We start from the raw sequence: 17,484 nt of genomic DNA on the forward strand, positions 1-17,484 counted from the left end.
CGTCAGACCACCTCCGGCGCGGTCCTCGCGACCCACGGGGCGGCGTGGAAGACCTCGCGCGCGCCGCGGGCGTTCTCCCGGGCGCTGGAGATCGACGAGACGATCGAGAAGGGCGTGTCGGTGGAGTAGCCGAGCACCTCGGTGAGGGAGAAGGCGTCGAGCGGCTCGTCCGTGCCGGGATCGACGCCCATGACGCCGAGCAGCCGGCGGGCGGCCGCGTCGACGTCGATCGTGGCGTCCTCGAGCAGCTGGTGGACGGAGACGTCGAGGATCCGGGTGGTGTCGTCGGCGCGCTCGACGTAGCGGCCGATCCAGTAGAGCGACTCGGTGTTGCGGGCGAGCATCAGGCCCGTGCCTCCGTCCGACGCAGCACCTGCTCCTGGCGCATCCCGCCGAGCTCCTGCACCTGGCCGCCCGGTCGCCGCTGTTGCTGCTGCTGTTGTTGCTGTTGCTGCTGGCCGAGAGTCAGATCGGGGCCATGCTCGGCGGCCGGCCCGCGCGCCGGGGCCGCCGGGGCGATCCCCCGCTCCCCCAGCTCCCGCTCGGCCTCGCTCGACCGGGTCGCCGCCAGCACCCAGGTGTCCTTCGATCCGCCGCCCTGGCTGGAGTTCACCACCAGGCTGCCCTTCGGCAGGGCCACCCGGGTGAGGCCGCCGGGCAGCACGAAGACGTCCTCGCCGTCGTTGACCGCGAAGAGCCGCAGGTCGACGTGCCGCGGCACCAGCCGGTCGTCGACCTTGGTCGGCACGGTGGACAGCTGGACGACGGGCTGGGCGATCCAGCCGCGCGGGTCGTCCCGGATCGCCTTGCGCGCCTTCCGCAGCTCCGCCGCCGTGGCGTTCGGGCCGAACAGGATGCCATAGCCGCCGGAGCCCTCGACCGGCTTGAGCACCAGCTCGTCGAGCTCGTCGAGGACGTGTCCGCGCTCCTCGTCCAGCCAGCACCGGAAGGTCGTGACGGTCGGGATGACCGGATTCTCGTCGAGGTAGTACTTGATCATCTGCGGGACGCAGGTGTAGACGAGCTTGTCGTCGCCCACCCCGTTGCCCACCGCGTTGGCGATCACGACGTTGCCCGCACGGGCGGCGTTCATGATCCCCGCGACGCCGAGCACGCTGGTCGGCGTGAACTGCAACGGGTCGAGGAAGTCGTCGTCGATCCGGCGGTAGACGACGTCGACCTGCTGCTCGCCCTCGGTCGTGCGCATGTAGAGGACGTTGTCGCGGCAGAACAGGTCCTGACCCTCGACGAGCTCGACGCCCATCTGCCGTGCGAGCAGCGAGTGCTCGAAGTACGCGGGGTCGACGACGCCCGGGGTGAGCACGACGACCCTCGGGTCGGCGACGTTGGGCGCCGCGGCGGCGCGCAGGGCGTGCAGCAGGTGGGTGGAGTAGTCCGCTAACGCGCGGACCCGCTGGCGGGTGAACAGGTCGGGGAAGACCCGCGCCATGGTGCGGCGGTTCTCCATCACGGAGGACACGCCGGAGGGGTTGCGGAGGTTGTCCTCCAGCACCCGGAAGGTGCCCTCCTGGTCGCGGACGAGGTCGATGCCCGCGACGTGGATGCGCACCCCGTTGGGCGGGCTGAGCAGGTGCGCCGCGCGCGTGAAATGCTCGCAGCCGGTGATCAGCCGACGCGGGAGCACCCCGTCGCGGACGATCTGGGCGTCGTTGTAGACGTCGGCGAGGAAGGCCTCGAGGGCCCTCACCCGCTGCACGATCCCGCGCTGCAGCCGGCTCCACTCGCTCGCGCTGATCACCCGCGGCACGATGTCCAGCGGGAACGGGCGCTCCTTCCCCGAGAGACCGAACGTGACGCCCTGGTCCATGTGCATCCGGTCGAGCGCCTCCGAGCGCGCGGCCAGGTCCGCGGCGGCAGTGGGGGCGATCGCGTCGTGCAGGTGCCGGTAGGGCGCGCGGACGCTGCCGTCGGCGTCGAACATCTCGTCGAATGCGTCGGGGCTGGGGCGGTCCGGCCCCAGGTAGCCGTCGAACAACGCCGAGCCGCTCGCCGGGCCGGCCCCGTTCGTGCCGGACTTCTTCGTGCCGGACTCCTTGGTGCCGGACTCCTTGGTGCCGGACTCCTTGGTGCCGGACTCCTTGGTGCCGGACTCCTTGGTGCCGGACCCGTTCGTGCCGGACGCGGTCGGCCCGTCCGTGGCCGCGGCCCCGTCGTCCGTGGGCTTTCCGCCCGCCCGTGCTGGTCTGCGGTCCGCTGCTCGGCTCACGGAGGTCATCGTGACCGTTTCCCCTGGCCGGAGCCAGACGGAGCCGTGCTCCGTCGGCGTACGGACGCGAGCGGCACCGACCGGTCGGAGGACGGCGCGTGCGGCCGCCGGGCGGGGCCCGACCTGTGCGATCCTGGCCGCGTCGGCCCGCGGAGCGCAGGCCCGTGCGGGGCCGTCCGCGCCGGGTTGTAGCATGGACGACCGAGTGCTCGGCGTGCTCGCTCGCATCGGTGGAGAACCGGTCGGGGTCGCCTGAGCCCCCCGATACGTACCAGCACCAGGAAGACTCGAGGCACACCAGCGTGGCGAACATCAAGTCCCAGATCAAGCGGGTCAAGACCAACGAGAAGGCCCGTCAGCGCAACAAGTCGGTCAAGTCGTCGGTCAAGACCGCGATCCGCAAGTTCCGCGAGGCGGCCGACGCCGGCGAGACCGAGAAGGCCGTCGAGCTGCAGCGCGCCGCCGCGCGCGCCCTGGACAAGGCCGCCAGCAAGGGCGTGATCCACAAGAACCAGGCCGCCAACCGCAAGTCGGCCATCGCCAAGCGCGCCGCCAAGATCAGCGCGTGATGTTCCGGGCGCCGTCGCGCGCCCGCTGAAGCTCCCGGCTCCGCCCGGTCGAGCATTCCCGTCGACGGCGCTGCCCTTTCCCGTGGGGTAGCGCCGTCGACGGGTTCCCGGGTTCTCGCGTGCTCCGTGCGAGTGATGGCTCCACACACGGCGGCGAGTGATTGCGCGCATCATGGGTCCATAACGCCTCGATGTCCGAGGCTCAGCCGGTGCCCCGGGCGTCGACGACGGCGAGGACCGCGCGTTCCAGGGCGTAGCCCGCGTCGGCGGCCGCGCCCTTGACGTCCGCATTGACCTGCGCGGTCGCGGCGATCGCCGTGGCGAGGCCGGCGGGACGCCAGGCCCGCACCTGCCCCTGCGCCTTGCGGATCTTCCAGGGCGGCATGCCGAGGCTGCCCGCCAGCCGGCTCGGGTCCCCGCGTCCGGCCGCGCCGACCTTGGCGAGCGTACGCACCGCGTCGGCCAGGGCGTCGGCGACCAGGACCGGCGCCACCCCCAGCACGAGCGCCCAGCGCAACGCCTCCAGCGCACCCGCCCGGTCCCCCGCGACCGCCTTGTCCGCCACCGCGAAGCCCGACGACTCGGCCCGGCCGCGGTGGTACCGGCGCACGGCCTGGCCGTCGACCTGGCCGCCGGTGTCGGAGACCAGCTGGTTCGTGGCCGACGCCAGCTCCCGCAGGTCCGAGCCGACCGCCTCGAGCAGCACGCTCACGGCCTCGGCGGTGATCGACCCGCCGGCACGCCGCACCTCGGCACGGACGAAGTCGGCGCGCTCCTCGGCGCGGGTCAGCCGATCGCACTTGGTGACGGCGGCACCGGCCTTGCGCAGGTCGTCGGCCAGCTGCTTGCCGCGGGCCCCACCCGCGTGCACCGCGACCAGCACGATCCCGTCGGCCGGCGCGGCCACGTAGGCCATGATCGCGGCCACCAGGTCCTTGCCCGCCTCGTGCGCCCCCTGGATCACCACGACCCGGCCCTCCGCGAACAACGACGGGCTCAGGTGCCCGACCAGCTCGCCCGGCGTGAGCTCGGCGGGGCGGAACCGGCGGATGTCGGCCTCGGGGTCGACCGCCCGGGCGGCACGGAGGATCTCGCTCACGGCCCGCTCGACCAGCAGCTCCTCCTCGCCCACGACGAGCTGCACGGGGGCGGGCGGCTTCGTGGCCGGCATGGGCCGGGCTCCTCTCGGACGCGTCGCGCGGTGCCGCGCACCGTGGCCCGGCCACGCCGGGTCCACGGGCCATCGTCGCGTACGGCACCGACGATCCGTGACACGGCTCCCAGATGACGGGTCCGGCTGGCCGGGAGCGGTGCCGGTGCCGTAACGTGCGTGTCATCCGGAGAGATCCGGACGCCGCGCCCGCTGTGCGTAGGAAGGCCCCGCGCACGAAGCCCGCCCGGCACAACCGCATATGGCTCATCCAGAGGGGCAGAGGGAACGGCCCGACGAAGCCCCGGCAACCGGCGTCGAACGACGATCCGCGCAGTGCACCGCTCGGTGTCTGCACGTCGACGGACCAGGTGCCAATTCCGGCCCGCGTCAGCGGGACAGATGAGGAGATCTGATGACTCTCACTGCAGACACGCCTGCCAGCACCTCCTTCGACCTCGGGTCCGCCCGTGCGCTGTCGTGTCGCGAGTGCGGTCACCAGACGGCGCTCGCCGCGGAGTTCGCCTGTCCGCAGTGTTTCGGCCCGCTCGAGATCGCCTACGACTTCCCGCAGGTCACCCGGGAATCCATCGAGTCCGGCCCCAAGTCGATCTGGCGCTACAAGGACCTCCTCCCGGTCCCGGCGAACGTGCAGTCCTTTCCCAACACCGAGCCCGGGTTCACCCGTCTCATCCAGGCCGACCGGCTCGCCGCCGAGCTCGGCGTCCGCAAGCTCTGGGTGAAGGACGACACCGGGAACCCGACGCACTCGTTCAAGGACCGGGTCGTCGCCGTCGCCCTCGCCGCCGCCCGTGAGCTGGGCTTCTCCGTCCTCTGCTGCCCCTCCACCGGCAACCTGGCCAACGCCGTCGCCGCCGCGGCCGCCCGCGCCGGGTGGGACTCGGTCGTGCTGATCCCCTCCTCCCTCGAGCAGGCGAAGATCACCACCACCGCGGTCTACGGCGGCACCCTCCTCGCCGTCGACGGCAACTACGACGACGTGAACCGCCTCGCCACCGAGCTCGCGGCGGAGCACGAGGAGTGGGCGTTCGTGAACGTCAACGTCCGCCCGTACTACGCCGAGGGCTCCAAGACCCTGGGTTACGAGGTCGCCGAGCAGCTCGGCTGGCGGCTGCCCGACCAGATCGTCATCCCGGTCGCCTCGGGCTCGCAGCTGACCAAGGTCGACAAGGGCTTCGGCGAGTTCGTGAAGCTCGGCCTCGTCGACGAGAAGCCCTACACGATCTTCGGTGCGCAGGCCACCGGCTGCTCGCCCGTCGCCTCGGCCTTCGAGCAGGGCCACGACGTCATCCAGCCCGTGCGGCCGGACACCATCGCCCGCTCGCTCGCGATCGGCAACCCCGCCGACGGTCCCTACGTCCTCGACTCCGTGCGCCGCACCGGCGGTGCCGTCGGCCACGTGACCGACGAGGAGGTCGTCGAGGGCATCCGCCTGCTCGCCCGCACCGAGGGCGTGTTCGCCGAGACCGCGGGCGGCGTGACCGTCGCGACCGCGAAGAAGCTGATCGAGGCCGGCAAGATCGACCCCGACGCCGAGACGGTCCTGCTGATCACCGGCGACGGCCTCAAGACGCTCGACGCCGTGTCCGCCCACGCCCGTCCGACCGCGACGGTGCCGGCGACGAGCAAGGCCGTCCGCGAGGCGCTCGAGGGCCGCTGAGACCGCACGCCGGCACCGCGACCGGGCCCGGGGGACGCGTTCCCCCGGGCCCGTCGTCGTTCCGGGGGCTCGGCGACGATCGGTGCGACGGCCCGCGCGGGAGCGGAGCGGGGCCGGGAGCGGGTCCCCGCGGGCGACCAGCTCGTCGTCGCGGGTGAAGGCGACGTCGCCCGACTGGTCCGTCCGCCGCACCACCGCGCCCGAGGCCGTCAGGAGGTCCAGCAGGCCGGGGTTCGGGTGGCGGTACGAGTTACCCGCACCCACGCTGACGAGCGCGACGCGCGGCGCGACGGCCCGCAGGAAGTCCGGGCTGGTGGACCGGGAGCCGTGGTGCGGCACCTTGAGCACCTCCGCGCGCAGGTCCGCGCCGCTGTGCAGGAGCTCGGCCTGGGCGTCGAGCTCCACGTCGCCGGTCAGCAGGATCCGGCCGGCCGGTGTGGTCGCCCTCAGCACCACCGAGGTGTTGTTGACGGCCGTGCCGTCCTCGCCGTCGACGTACCCCGGGGCGCGGTCGGGAGCCAGGACGTCGAGCGTGAGCCCGGGCCACGCGAGGCGCCGGCCCGCGGTCAGCTCGAGCACCGGCGTGCCGGCCTCCGCGGCCTGCCCGGCGATCCGGCGCAGCGCACCGGCCGGTTCGTGTGCGGAACCCAGCGCGACCCCGCCGACCGACCGGCCCCGCAGGGCGCCCGCGAGGCCACCCATGTGGTCGGCGTGCAGGTGCGTGACCACCACGAGCGCCAGCGTGTCGACGCCGAGGCGGCGCAGACAGGCGTCCGTCGGGCCGTCGTCGGGGCCGGCGTCGACGAGAACGGCCCGGCCGGGCACGCCGGTGGCGAGGACGAGCGCGTCGCCCTGGCCGACGTCGCAGGCGACCACGACCCAGTCCGGGGGCGGCCAGCCGGGCCGGATCACCCGGGTGGGGACCAGCACGAGCGCCAAGCCGATCACGACGGCCAGGACGACGAGCCGGGAGCGGCGGAACCGCACGAGCAGCACCAGCACCAGCAGCACGCCGCCGAGCAGGACCGCGCCACCCACTCCCGCGGGCCAGGGCAGCACCGCTCCGGGGATCGCGGAAGCACGGTCCGCCACCAGGACGAGCCAGGCGACGGCGGGTCCGGCGAGCCACGCGCACGCGGTCGCCGCCCCGGGCGCCAGGGGTGAGAGGACGGCGGCGAGCACCCCGAGGACCGTCGCCGGCGCGACCGCCGGCACCACCAGCAGGTTCGCCAGAACCGTGACCAGGCTCAGCTGGCCGCTGACACCGGCGACGAGCGGGGCTGTCGCGAGGCAGGCGGCCGCCGGTACGGCGAGCATCTCGGCGGCGCCCTGGGGCACACCGCGCCGCTGCAACGCGGCCGCCCAGCCGGGCGCGACCAGCACGAGCGCCGCGGTCGCCAGGACGGACAGGGCGAAACCGACGTCGACCGCGAGGGCCGGGTCGACCATCAGCAGCACCAGCACCGCCGCCGCCACGGCCGGGACGGCCGACCGGCCACGCCCGAGCGCGAGCGCCAGCAGCACGATGCCGCCCATCACCGCGGCCCGCACGACGCTGGGCGAGGGCCGGGCCAGCACCACGAACCCCACGACCGCCGCCCCGGCCAGCACCGCGGAGAGCCGCGGGTCCGCCCGGAACAGGCGGAGCAGACCGAGTACCGCACCACCGACGATCGCGAGGTTCGCACCGGAGACCGCCGTGAGGTGCGTGAGCCCGGCGGCCCGGAAGTCCTCTTCCACCTCGGCGGTCTGTTCCCGGGTGTCGCCGACCACGAGACCGGGCAGCAGACCCGCGGAGTCCGCGGGCAGCACGTCGGCCGCCCGCCGCAGCCCGTCGCGGAGGGTTCCGGCAGCGGTCTGCCACCAGGGCGGCGGGTCCACTGTCGTCGGCGCGCCACGCACCCGCAGGACCGCGACGGTGAGGTCGGCGCGCTGGGCGGGCAGGAGCAGTCCCTCGGCGGTGACCGTCTGGCCCGGGAGGAGGGCGCTCCAGCCCTCGGCGGGTGCCAGCAGCAGCACGCGACCGCCCGAGCGCCACTCCCCCGCACCGACCGTCGCGCTCTCCAGCTCCGCCTCGACCAGCACCCGGTCGGCCCCGAAGTCGGCGCCGTAGGCCGCGCCGCGCAGGGGTCGCGGATCGTCCGTGAGCACGATGCGCAGCGCCGCGGCCGCTCCGCGCTCGGCGGCGGCGCGCAGCGGATGGTCGTGCACCTGGAGAGCGTGCAGGCCGGCGGGCAGACCCACTGCCAGGGCGCAGCCGGCGGCGGCGAGCAGCGCGAACCGGCTGCAGCTCGGAGTCCGCCGCCGTGCGGTCGCCACCAGGGTGGCGAGGGCGACGGTGCAGGCGGTCAGTGCGGCGAGGGGGCCGCCGAGGACCGCGGCGAGCACCGCCGCCCAGGCCGCGAGGGCCGCAGGAACCAGACGCAGGTCCGGCCGGGCCCGCGGTTCCTCGGCGACCGCCCGGCGCTCCTCGCGGGTCCTCATACCGTGACCAGTTCCCGGAGCTGCGTGAACCGCCGCTCGCCGATGCCCTCCACCTCGCGCAGCTGGTCGACGCGGGCGAAGCGGCCGTTGCGGGTGCGCCAGTCGAGGATCCGCTGGGCGGTGACCGGTCCGACGCCGGGCAGCGCGTCCAGCTGCTCGACGGTCGCCCGGTTGAGGTCGACCTTCCCGGCGGGCGCTGCACCTCCGGTGTCTCCTCCCGCGGGTGCGGGGCCGGCCGGTGCACCGCCGCCATCGGCTGCGGCCGGCACGCCGACGGCCACCTGCTCCCCGTCGGCCACGCGGCGCGCGAGGTTGAGGCCGGCGAGGTCCGTCCCGGGCAGCGCGCCCCCTGCGGCGTCGAGCACGTCGGCCACGCGGGAGCCGTCGGGCACGCGCACGAGGCCGGGCCTGCGGACCTTCCCCGACACACTCACGACCAGCTCGACGGGGGCCGAGGTCGGTGGTGCCGCGCTCGTCGCGCTCGGCTCCACCGCGGTGTTCAGCGAGACCGCCGGCAAGGGTGGCACCTGTTCGGCACGGGGCCGCGCGCTCCAGACACCCACGGCCGCCACGACGGCCGCCACGGCCGCGACCAGCACCAACGCCAGGGCGCCCGCACGACCGGGGTCGAGCCGCGAGCCGCGCCACGCGGCCGGCACCCAGCGTGCGGCGACGCGGGTGAGCCGGCCCGGCCGGCTGCCGGGACGCCTCGAGCCCTCCGCCTCCTCGGGGTACTCGTCCGACGGCCCGACCGGATCGTCGGCAGGGCCATCGGCCATGTCCTCGACGCCGTCGTCGACACGGTCGCCGTCACCGTCGCCGGTCGGCCCGACCTCGGCGAGCAGTGCGGCGAAATGCGGGTTGCCGGAGGCCCGGGGCCCGACCTCCTCCTCACGCGAACCCGCGGTCCACCCCGCCGGTAGGGCCAGCGGGAGGGTCGGTGGGTCCTCGACGGCGGGAGTGCGCCCGGAGGGGATCGCCGGGCGGAGGACCTGAGGGAGCGGGGCGTGGCGCGTGGTCCGGGCGGCCTGGACGGCCGGCGTCCGGGGCGTCGGAATGTCCTCGACGGGCCGACCGCTTGCGGGGTAGGGACGGCCCACGGGGGTCCCGAGCAACGCGGACAACCGCGCCGCGGATCGGGTGTTCGGGGAGCTCCGTGCCACACCCGCGACGGTAGGGCGGCCGACGGCCCTCTTCCGGACGAGTGCGTCGGCTGTGGACGGAGGAGGCCGGGTGGGGACAGGGTGGCCCGTCCCGGCTCGGGAGCGTGGGACGTGTCGGGGGTGCAGGGCAGAATGGGGCGGGGTCCGTCGACGCCGAGGATGGACGGGGTCGGACGGGCCGCGGGATGCCGTGCCGCTGCCGTGCTCCACTGCCGTGCCCCACAGCCGTGCTGCGCGGCCGTGCCCGCAGCCGGCGAGAGGGCGACGGCGATCCCTCGCCTCAGCCCCTCGGCACCACCACGACACCCAGGGCGCCGTTGCCGACGTGGGCGCCGATGACCGCGCTGATCTCGGAGACGACGGGCCGGGGGGAGGCGGGCAGGCGTTCGGCCAGGCGGTCCGCGAGGTCCTCCGCCCGCTCGGGAACGCCCAGGTGGTGCACCGCGAGGTCGGCCTCGGTGCCGGCCACGGCGACGGCGTGTTCGACGAGCCGCTGGGTCGCCCGCGCGGAGGTGCGCACCTTCTCCAGGGCGGTGATGCGGCCGTCGACCAGGTGCAGCAGCGGCTTGACGGCGAGGACGGTGCCGACCACCGCCGCCGCGGCCCCGATCCGGCCGCCCCGACGGAGCCGGTCGAGCTCGTCCACGCAGAAGATCACCCGGCACCGGGCGGCCACGGCCGAGGCGGCGGCCTCGACGTCGACGGGCTCCGCGCCCTCGGCCGCGGCGCGGTCGGCGGCGAGGACCGCGAACCCCAGGCCCATGCCCATCGCCCGCGAGTCGACGACCCGGACGCGGCTCGGGTCGACCTCCCGGGCGGCCAGGCGCGCCGCGTCCCACGTGCCCGACAGCTCGCGGGACAGGTGCACGGAGACGACCGCCGACGCCCCCGCGGCGAGCAGCTCGCGGTAGGTCTCGGCGAACGCCGCCGGGGTGGGACGCGAGGTCTGGACCTCGAGCCTGCGATCGGCGATCGCCGCGCTCAGCTCTCCCGGCCCGATGTCGACGCCGTCGCGCACCACGCGGTCGCCCAGCCGCACCTCGAGGGGCACGACGCGCACGGCGCCGGTCAGGGCGGCCGGGAGGTCGGCGGTCGAGTCGGTCACCACCGCGACGCGCCCGGCCACGCCCTCGGCGCCGGCCCGCACCGTCGCCCCCGCAGGACCGGCCGCACCCGCGGTCGCGTCGTCGGGGCTCGCCGTGGCGTCGGCCGTGTCGTCGGCCGCGGCGTCCACGACGGAGGCCGCGACGTCGGCCCGCTCGGTCACGGCTGCGGGACGCGGGTCGAGTGCGAAATCGGGCACGGGGCCGAACCTAGAACCTCTCCAGTCGATCTCCAACCGGCCGTCGGCGGGTGCATCGGGCGGCTCACGCCCCGACCGCGCTACCGGCACCGCCGATCACGGGCGGAGGGGCGTCCTCCCGCTGCGATCACGGGCGAACGGCCGTCGGCCCGGGGGGCTCGACGACCGTCGGCCCGTGATCGCAGGATCCGGGAAGCGACAGGCCGTCCTCCACTCCCGAGGCCGCCTGAGCAGCCCGAACGGACGGTCCGACACGAGGGAGCCCGTCCAGTACGGGGACACCGGGCCGAGCCGCTAACTCGCCCCGCAGCAACTCCGCCAGCGTCTCCCCCACCCGCCGGTGCGCCTCCCAGCCCCAGTGCATCCCGTCGGGGTTGCCGTGTCCGCCGAGGACGTGCCCCGCGACGAGGGTGGGGGCGTCGAGCACCCGCACGCCGTTTGCGTCGGCCCAGGTCCGGGTGGCCCGCTCGGCCGCCGCCCGCCCGGCGTGGACCCCGCCGTAGACCGCGGCCCGGTGCACCGACGGGAGCATCGCGACGACGGGGATCCCGGGCCGCAGCGCCGTCACGGCCGCACGGCACCGTTCCAGGTAGGCGACCGTCAGCCGCGGGGGCAGCGCGACGGGCCCACCGCCGGGCAGCGCCGCGAACGCCCGCGACAACAGCGGCTGGGCGCGCAGGTAGCCGGCGCGGACCCGGCCGCGCAGAACCGCGGGCCGCAGCACCGGGATCAGCTCCCGCACGGCCGTCGGCAGCGGCGAGGGCAGCGCGTCCATCCCGCCCACCCCGAGCACCAGCGCGTCGATCCGCGGCATCGCCGCCCACACGCGCGGGTCGTGGGTCAGCGCGTGCCAGGCGTGGCGGGTCGTCCACCCGATCCCCGCGACGAGCTCGACGCGACCACCCAGCGCGGCCGCTGCGACCTGCGGCCAGATCCGCGGATGGTCGGCGGGTTCGGCCCGTTCGGGGCCGTGGAACGCGAGCGAGTCGCCGAGGACCAGCAGCGTTGACGGGGACGAGCGGACCCCCCCTTGTCCGAAGGCGCTCCGGTTCGGGGCCGATGGGTTCTCAGGAGGTGACACCGATGTTGTACCCGGACAGCCGCCACCGCGGGTGGTCCGCGCGGCGCGCGACGACCGCCCACTTGCAGTTGCCCATGCCGCCGATGATCGGCCAGACGCTCTCGGGCAGGTCCAGCAGCCCGGACACCAGGCCGCCGATCATCCCGCCGTGCGCCACGATCAGCAGGGACTGCGACCCGGACTCCTCGGACAGGTCGGCGTCGATCTCCTCGACGACCGGCAGGGCCCGGCGAACGACGTCGACCCGGGACTCGCCGCCCGGCGGTGTCCACCGGGGGTCGCCGCGCCACTCCGCGATCTGGCCGGGAAAGTCGACCTCGACCTCGTCGACCCTGCGGCCCTGCCACTCCCCCAGGTGCGTCTCGCGCAGCCGCTTGTCGAGCTTGACGGGCAGCCCCAGGACGTCGGCGATCGTGTTCGCCGTGTCGACCGCCCGGACCAGGTCGGAGCTGACGACCCGGTCGAAGGGCATCGCGCCGAGCACCGGGGCGGCCCGCAGCGCCTGCTCGCGGCCCTCCTCGGTGAGCTGGGAGTCGATGTGCCCCTGCATGCGGCCCGCGACGTTGTAGTCCGTCTGCCCGTGCCGCAGCAGGACGACCCGGCGCAGCGTCATTCCGACTCCTCGACCGGGAGGGTGCGCGCCTCGGGGAAGTCGATCGCCGGGCAGTCCTTCCACAACCGGTCCAGCCCGTAGAAGCCGCGCTCCTCGGTGTGCTGGACGTGCACGACGACGTCCGTGTAGTCCAGCAGGACCCAGCGGCCCTCGCGGGTGCCCTCGCGCCGGGTCGGCTTGACGCCCTGCTCGCGGAGCTTCTCCTCCACGCCGTCGACGATCGCCTGGACCTGCCGCTCGTTGGGCGCCGAGGCGAGGACGAAGCAGTCGGTGATCACGAGCTGCCCCGACACGTCGAGCACGACGATGTCCTGGGCCAGCTTGTCCGCGGCGGCGGCCACCGCCACCCGGGCGATCTCCACCGCCTCTGCCGTTGCCGCCACTCGGCCTCCTCCCGCGACGGCCGGACCTCGGCCCCCGTCACCACCAGTGTCGCAGGCCGGGCCGGGCGGGTCCGGCTCAGGCCGGGATACCGGTTCCCGCGGGCGCGTCCGGGGTGTAGAGCCGGCGCTTGGAGATGTACTGGACCACCCCGTCGGGCACGAGGTACCAGACCGGCCGGCCGGCCGCGACCCGGTCGCGGCAGTCCGTCGACGAGATGGCCATCGCCGGGACCTCGACGAGGGTGACCGCGCCCTTCGGCAGGTGCGCGTCGGCCAGCTCGTAGCCGGGCCGGGTCACGCCGACGAAGTGCGCCAGCGTGAAGAGCTCGTCGACCTTGTGCCAGGACAGGATCTGGGACAGGGCGTCGGCGCCCGTGATGAAGTACAGCTCGGTGTCGGGCATCGCGGCGTGGATGTCGGCGAGGGTGTCGGCCGTGTACGTCGGACCGGCGCGGTCGATGTCGACCCGGCTGGTGGCGAACCGCGGGTTCGACGCCGTGGCGATGACCGTCATCAGGTAGCGATCCTCGGCCGGGCTCACGGCCTTCGCCGACTTCTGCCACGGCTGCCCGGTCGGCACGAACAGGACCTCGTCGAGCGCGAAGCGGTCGGCGACCTCGCTCGCCGCCACCAGGTGGCCGTGGTGGACGGGGTCGAACGTCCCGCCCATCACCCCGATCTTGCGCTGCATCGCGGCAGGATATCCCGCCCCGCGCGCCCGGAACGGGCACACCGCCGCCTCGGCGGGCGGGGTCAGCGCTCGTAGGCGTGGCGGAACTGCACGCTGATCCGGGCCGCGGCCGAGCGCACCTTCGGCACGCCGTGCTGCCACGTCCGCTGGCAGGTGCCGCCCATGACCAGCAGGTCACCGGGTCCGGGGAGGAAGCCGACGGAGGCACCGCCGCCGTGCGGCCGCAGGCGGAAGGGCCGCACCCCGCCGAGCGAGACCAGCCCGACGAGCGCGCTGCGCATCTCGCGCGCCACCCGGTCGCCGTGCCAGGCGACGCTGTCGGCGCCGTCGCGGTACAGGTTCGCCCCGACCTGCGTGAACTCCTCCCCGTAGCGCTCGCCCAGCAGGCGGGCGGCGTCGGCGAACACCGGCTCGGGCAGCCCCTGGTCGACGGTCCAGCGGTGGGTGAGCCGGGGTTCGGGCAGCACCCGCTCGTACATCCGGATGTCCCGCTGCGCCCACGGCGTGGTCCGCAGCAGCCGGGCGAACAGCTCGTCGGCCCCGCGCAGCCAGCCGGGGACGAGGTCCACCCACGCCCCGGAACCCAGCTCGTGCCGGACCAGGCCGTGGAAACCCGGGTCGACCTCGACGGCCGGTATGCCCCCGTCGAACCCCTCACCGAAGAGCGAGGGCTGCCACACCAGGTCCACTCCCATGGATCCGACGCTACCCGTCCTCGAACATCAGTTCGAGTCGTTCATCCGATCGGTCCAGCGATCACACAGTCCAGCGATCGCACAGTCCAGCGATCGCCCGTCCCGCAGCCGGCGTGCGAGGGTCGAGGCCTCACGAAGGGAGAGCGACCTGCCGTCCGTCCCGCTCTCCGTCCTGGACACCTCCCCGATCGTCGCCGGCTCGACCGCCGCCGAGGCGCTGCACCGCACCCTCGACCTCGCCCGGCTCGTCGACGACCTCGGCTACCACCGCTACTGGGTACCCGAGCACCACGGCATGCGCGGCGTCGCGTGCGCGGCGACCGCGGTCGTCGTCGGGCGGATCGCCGCGGCCACGACGCGGATCCGGGTCGGCTCCGGCGGGGTGCTGCTGCCGAACCACGCGCCGCTCGTGGTGGCCGAGCAGTTCGGCACGCTCGAGATCTTCCATCTCGGCCGCATCGACCTGGGCGTCGGACGGGCCCTGGGCGGCCGACGCCCGGTGGTCGACCTGGTCCGGGGCGAGCAGAGCCGTACGGCCTTCCCGTTCCGCGAACAGCTCGCCCAGCTCCTCGATCATTTCCGCAGCGGGCCGGCCGTCCCCGCCGTCGGGCACCGGCCGGAGGTGTGGCTACTGGGTTCGAGCCGCACGAGCGCCGAGCTCGCCGGCGCACTCGGACTGCCCTACGCCTTCGCGGCCCACCTGAACCCCGCGGGCGCGGCCGAGGCCGTCGGCACCTACCGGACGGCCTTCGTCGGTGCCGCTCCGCGAGTCCTGCTCGGCGTCCCGGTGATCGCCGCGGACACCGACGCGCGCGCGGAGTGGCTGGCCGCGTCGATCGCGCTCAAGGTGCTGGATCGGGCTCGGGGCGAGCGCAGGCTCCTCCCCACCGCGGAGGAGGCGAACGCGTATCCGTACACCGCGGAGGACCGGGCCGTGATCCGCGAACGCCTGGCCGGCCACGTGGTCGGGTCCGCCGCGACCGTGCAGGACGCCCTGCAGCGCCTCGTCGACGACACCGGAGCGGACGAGCTGATGATCACCACGCCGGTGCACGACCACATCGCGCGGCGCCGCTCGTACGAGATCTGCGGCACGCTGCCGTCTCACACTACGGAAGCAGTTTCTCAATAACTGGACGGCGGCGTACCGTCGACCCATGCCCCCCACCACCGCCGCATCCCGCCGCCGCTGGGTGGTGCTCGCGATCGGAGTCCTCGCCCAGACCTCGGCCTGCGCGTTCGTCTACGGCGTCCCGTTCCTGGTCCCGGGCCTGCGCGACACGCTGGGCCTGTCGCTGGCGGCCGCCGGCACCTACGTCGCCGCACCGACCACCGGGCTCCTGCTCACGCTGATCGCGTGGGGCGCGGCCGCGGACCGGTTCGGCGAGCGGCGGGTGATGGCGTCGGGGCTGTTGCTGGCGGGGCTCGTCGTCGGCACGGTGGCCCTGCTGCCGCATCCGGGGCACGTCGCCGTGCTGGGCCTGCTGGCGCTGGGCGGGGCGGCGTCGGCCAGCGTGTTCGCGGCCAGCGGCCGGATGATCATGGGGTGGTTCCCGCGGACCGAGCGCGGGCTGGCGATGGGCATCCGGCAGACCGCGCAGCCGCTCGGCGTCGCGTTGGCCGGGTTGGTGCTGCCGAGCCTGGCGGGCCGGACCGGCGCGATCGGCGCGCTGATCGTCCCCGCGGCGCTGTGCCTGCTCTCGGCCCTGCTGGTGACGGCGTTCGCGCCCGACCCGGCGCGGCCGCCGCGGACCGAGGGCGTGCGCGAGGGCTCGCCGTACGGCGCGCCGGTGCTGTGGCGGGTGCACGCCGCGAGCGCGATGCTCGTCGTTCCCCAGTTCGCGATCAGCGCCTTCGCGACCGAGTACCTGGTGCGCCAGCAGGGCTGGAGCGCCGCGGGCGCGGGCGCGTTCGTCGCCGCGGTCCAGATCGCGGGCGCCCTGTCCCGCATCGGCTCGGGCGTGTGGTCGGACCGCGTCGGGTCGCGGCTGCGGCCGATGCGCCAGCTCGCGGTGGGCGCGACGCTCGTCCTCCTCGTCTTCGCCCTGGGCGACGCGGTCGCCCCCTGGCTCGCCGTCGCCGCGCTCGCGATCGGCGGGATCGTCACCGTCGCCGACAACGGCCTGGCCTTCACCGCGGTCGCCGAGATCGCCGGCGCGACCTGGTCGGGGCGGGCCCTCGGCATCCAGAACACCGGTCAGAACGTCGTGTCCTCGCTGACCCCGGTCGCGCTCGGCGCAGTGGTCGGGGCGGCGGGCTACGCGCTCGGGTTTGTGGTCGCCGCCGCGGCGCCGCTGGCCGCGATCGCCCTCACCCCGGTCCGGGACGAGCCCGAGCCCAACTGGTGACCGCCGCCCGTCAGCCGGCGCCGGCCTCGAGGGCCGTGGCGAGGAAGCGCAGCTCGGGCCGCAGGTCGACTCGAGCGGGCGACGCCGCGGCGGCGTGCCGGAACACGGAGTGCCGGTAGCTCACCGTCGACGCGAGCAGCAGGGCCGCGCTGTCGACGCCGGTCGCGTCGCCCTCGCGGGCCGCGAGCAGTACGGCCCGGATCTCCTCGACGAAGCGGTCGAAGCGCCCGTGCAGCGCGTCGCGGACGGCGGGGTGGGTGTCCGCCTCGCGCCAGAGCAGGTGCGAGAGCACGGCCGAGGAGCCGAGCCGCGCGTCGAGCGCCTCGACGAGCCGGCAGAGGCTCTCGGTGACGTCACCGGGCACGACCACCGCCGCGCGGTCGACGATCTCCTCCGGCAGCCGCTCGACCAGTGCGGAGAGCAGGTCGACCTTCTTCGCGAAGTAGTAGTGCACCAGGCCCTTCGGCACGTCGGCGCGCTCGGCGATCTTCGAGGTGGGCGTCGCGTCGAACCCCCGCTCGGCGAAGAGCGCCTCCGCCGCGGCGAGGATGCGCTCGCGCGCCGGTTCCGGTGCGGTCATGACGGTCCATCCTGCACGCACGAGGGGCCGCGACCCACGCGGGTCGCGGCCCCTCGATCCCGACCGATCAGCGGATCAGTGCGTTCCGGCCAACCCGCGGTGGACGCCGGTGGCGGCCGGCAGGGCGCTCGCGGCGACGAGCACCGCGAGGACACCGGCGACCCACGAGGTCCACGCGGCCCCGGTGAGGTCGCTGTAGCTCATCACCCACGGGGCGATGAACAGCAGCACACCGAGGACGCCGTGCCCGTACTCGCTCGCCACCGACGCCGGCGCGGCGAGCGACCACAGGGCGGTCAGGGCGAGCACCACACCGAGGACGACGAGCGTCCACGCCGCGGCCGCGTCCGTGGCCACCACGACGGGCGACAGGGCGGTCAGGACGCCGATCACCAGGGCGACCCAGTCCTGCCACCGTGTCCACGCCTTCGCGGTCATCACGATCACTTCCCTCCAGGAGATCTTCCCGATGCCCCCGGTCTACGCCTTGACTGGCCGCCCGGTCAATTCCGCGGG

General features: G+C 74.8%; 16 protein-coding genes, 1 pseudogene and 1 riboswitch. Of the genes and pseudogenes, 4 read left to right on the plus strand and 13 right to left on the minus strand.

The genetic code is table 11. From position 1 onward, the window contains the following. Nucleotides 1–2: 2 nt before the first annotated feature. Nucleotides 3–344, minus strand: a complete 342-nt coding sequence (locus LWC33_RS12235; protein WP_233304427.1) for an alpha-E domain-containing protein — start codon at nucleotides 342–344, stop codon at nucleotides 3–5. After that, a complete protein-coding gene (locus tag LWC33_RS12240) occupies nucleotides 344–2,227 on the minus strand; it encodes a circularly permuted type 2 ATP-grasp protein (protein WP_308190935.1) in 1,884 nt (627 codons plus the stop codon). Before LWC33_RS12240 ends, LWC33_RS12235 begins: the two co-directional genes overlap by 1 nt. Nucleotides 2,228–2,529: 302 nt before the next feature. On the opposite strand from LWC33_RS12240, the gene rpsT reads away from it, so the two are divergent. Then, nucleotides 2,530–2,796, plus strand: a complete 267-nt coding sequence (gene rpsT / locus LWC33_RS12245) for a 30S ribosomal protein S20 (RefSeq protein WP_233304428.1) — start codon at nucleotides 2,530–2,532, stop codon at nucleotides 2,794–2,796. Between the two features lie 202 nt (nucleotides 2,797–2,998). On the opposite strand, the gene holA is transcribed toward rpsT, so the two are convergent. Then, nucleotides 2,999–3,967 (minus strand): DNA polymerase III subunit delta, encoded by a 969-nt coding sequence (holA, locus tag LWC33_RS12250; RefSeq protein WP_233304429.1) that lies wholly within the window; start codon nucleotides 3,965–3,967, stop codon nucleotides 2,999–3,001. Between the two features lie 243 nt (nucleotides 3,968–4,210). Continuing rightward, nucleotides 4,211–4,355, plus strand: a riboswitch (SAM riboswitch). A 6-nt stretch (nucleotides 4,356–4,361) separates the two neighbouring features. Here holA and thrC point away from each other — a divergent pair. Then, complete coding sequence (thrC, locus tag LWC33_RS12255) at nucleotides 4,362–5,627, plus strand: threonine synthase (protein WP_233304430.1); 1,266 nt, start codon at nucleotides 4,362–4,364, stop codon at nucleotides 5,625–5,627. Nucleotides 5,628–5,855: 228 nt separating this feature from the next. Here the strand turns inward: thrC and LWC33_RS12260 are convergent. The 8 genes and pseudogenes from LWC33_RS12260 to LWC33_RS12295 form a co-directional block, all read right to left on the minus strand. Next, nucleotides 5,856–8,111 (minus strand): annotated as a pseudogene (locus tag LWC33_RS12260) (ComEC/Rec2 family competence protein); the annotation flags it as partial. Beyond that, on the minus strand, nucleotides 8,108–9,274 hold the full coding sequence (locus tag LWC33_RS12265) for a ComEA family DNA-binding protein (protein WP_233304431.1): 1,167 nt from the start codon (nucleotides 9,272–9,274) through the stop codon (nucleotides 8,108–8,110). The pseudogene LWC33_RS12260 and the gene LWC33_RS12265, both read right to left, overlap by 4 nt. Nucleotides 9,275–9,554: 280 nt before the next feature. Further along, nucleotides 9,555–10,400 (minus strand): DegV family protein, encoded by an 846-nt coding sequence (locus LWC33_RS12270; protein ID WP_233304538.1) that lies wholly within the window; start codon nucleotides 10,398–10,400, stop codon nucleotides 9,555–9,557. Nucleotides 10,401–10,704: 304 nt separating this feature from the next. Continuing rightward, the gene (gene octT / locus LWC33_RS12275; protein WP_233304432.1) at nucleotides 10,705–11,658 is read right to left on the minus strand and encodes a diglucosylglycerate octanoyltransferase; all 954 of its coding nucleotides are present in this window, start codon (nucleotides 11,656–11,658) and stop codon (nucleotides 10,705–10,707) included. Beyond that, the gene (locus tag LWC33_RS12280; protein ID WP_233304433.1) at nucleotides 11,645–12,271 is read right to left on the minus strand and encodes a histidine phosphatase family protein; all 627 of its coding nucleotides are present in this window, start codon (nucleotides 12,269–12,271) and stop codon (nucleotides 11,645–11,647) included. Before LWC33_RS12280 ends, octT begins: the two co-directional genes overlap by 14 nt. Beyond that, nucleotides 12,268–12,654 carry a ribosome silencing factor gene (gene rsfS, locus LWC33_RS12285; protein WP_233304434.1) on the minus strand — a complete coding sequence of 129 codons (387 nt, stop codon included), beginning with the start codon at nucleotides 12,652–12,654 and terminating at the stop codon, nucleotides 12,268–12,270. The genes LWC33_RS12280 and rsfS overlap by 4 nt, the downstream gene beginning before the upstream one ends. Nucleotides 12,655–12,730: 76 nt before the next feature. Continuing rightward, on the minus strand, nucleotides 12,731–13,345 hold the full coding sequence (gene nadD / locus LWC33_RS12290; protein WP_233304435.1) for a nicotinate-nucleotide adenylyltransferase: 615 nt from the start codon (nucleotides 13,343–13,345) through the stop codon (nucleotides 12,731–12,733). A 62-nt stretch (nucleotides 13,346–13,407) separates the two neighbouring features. Continuing rightward, a complete protein-coding gene (locus LWC33_RS12295; RefSeq protein WP_233304436.1) occupies nucleotides 13,408–14,040 on the minus strand; it encodes an alpha-ketoglutarate-dependent dioxygenase AlkB in 633 nt (210 codons plus the stop codon). On the opposite strand from LWC33_RS12295, the gene LWC33_RS12300 reads away from it, so the two are divergent. Together LWC33_RS12300 and LWC33_RS12305 are read left to right on the plus strand one after the other, a co-directional pair. Beyond that, the gene (locus tag LWC33_RS12300; RefSeq protein WP_233304437.1) at nucleotides 14,039–15,172 is read left to right on the plus strand and encodes an LLM class flavin-dependent oxidoreductase; all 1,134 of its coding nucleotides are present in this window, start codon (nucleotides 14,039–14,041) and stop codon (nucleotides 15,170–15,172) included. The two genes, LWC33_RS12295 and LWC33_RS12300, sit on opposite strands and share 2 nt — an antisense overlap. A 25-nt stretch (nucleotides 15,173–15,197) precedes the next feature. Next, the gene (locus LWC33_RS12305; RefSeq protein ID WP_233304438.1) at nucleotides 15,198–16,388 is read left to right on the plus strand and encodes an MFS transporter; all 1,191 of its coding nucleotides are present in this window, start codon (nucleotides 15,198–15,200) and stop codon (nucleotides 16,386–16,388) included. Nucleotides 16,389–16,398: 10 nt separating this feature from the next. On the opposite strand, the gene LWC33_RS12310 is transcribed toward LWC33_RS12305, so the two are convergent. Next, nucleotides 16,399–16,968, minus strand: a complete 570-nt coding sequence (locus tag LWC33_RS12310) for a TetR/AcrR family transcriptional regulator (protein WP_233304439.1) — start codon at nucleotides 16,966–16,968, stop codon at nucleotides 16,399–16,401. Nucleotides 16,969–17,043: 75 nt separating this feature from the next. Next, entirely contained in the window at nucleotides 17,044–17,406 is a 363-nt protein-coding gene (locus LWC33_RS12315; RefSeq protein WP_233304440.1) for an SPW repeat domain-containing protein, read from the minus strand. Between the last annotated feature and the right edge of the window lie 78 nt (nucleotides 17,407–17,484).

The organism is Pseudonocardia terrae (assembly GCF_021343995.1).
Taxonomy (GTDB): domain Bacteria; phylum Actinomycetota; class Actinomycetes; order Mycobacteriales; family Pseudonocardiaceae; genus Pseudonocardia; species Pseudonocardia terrae.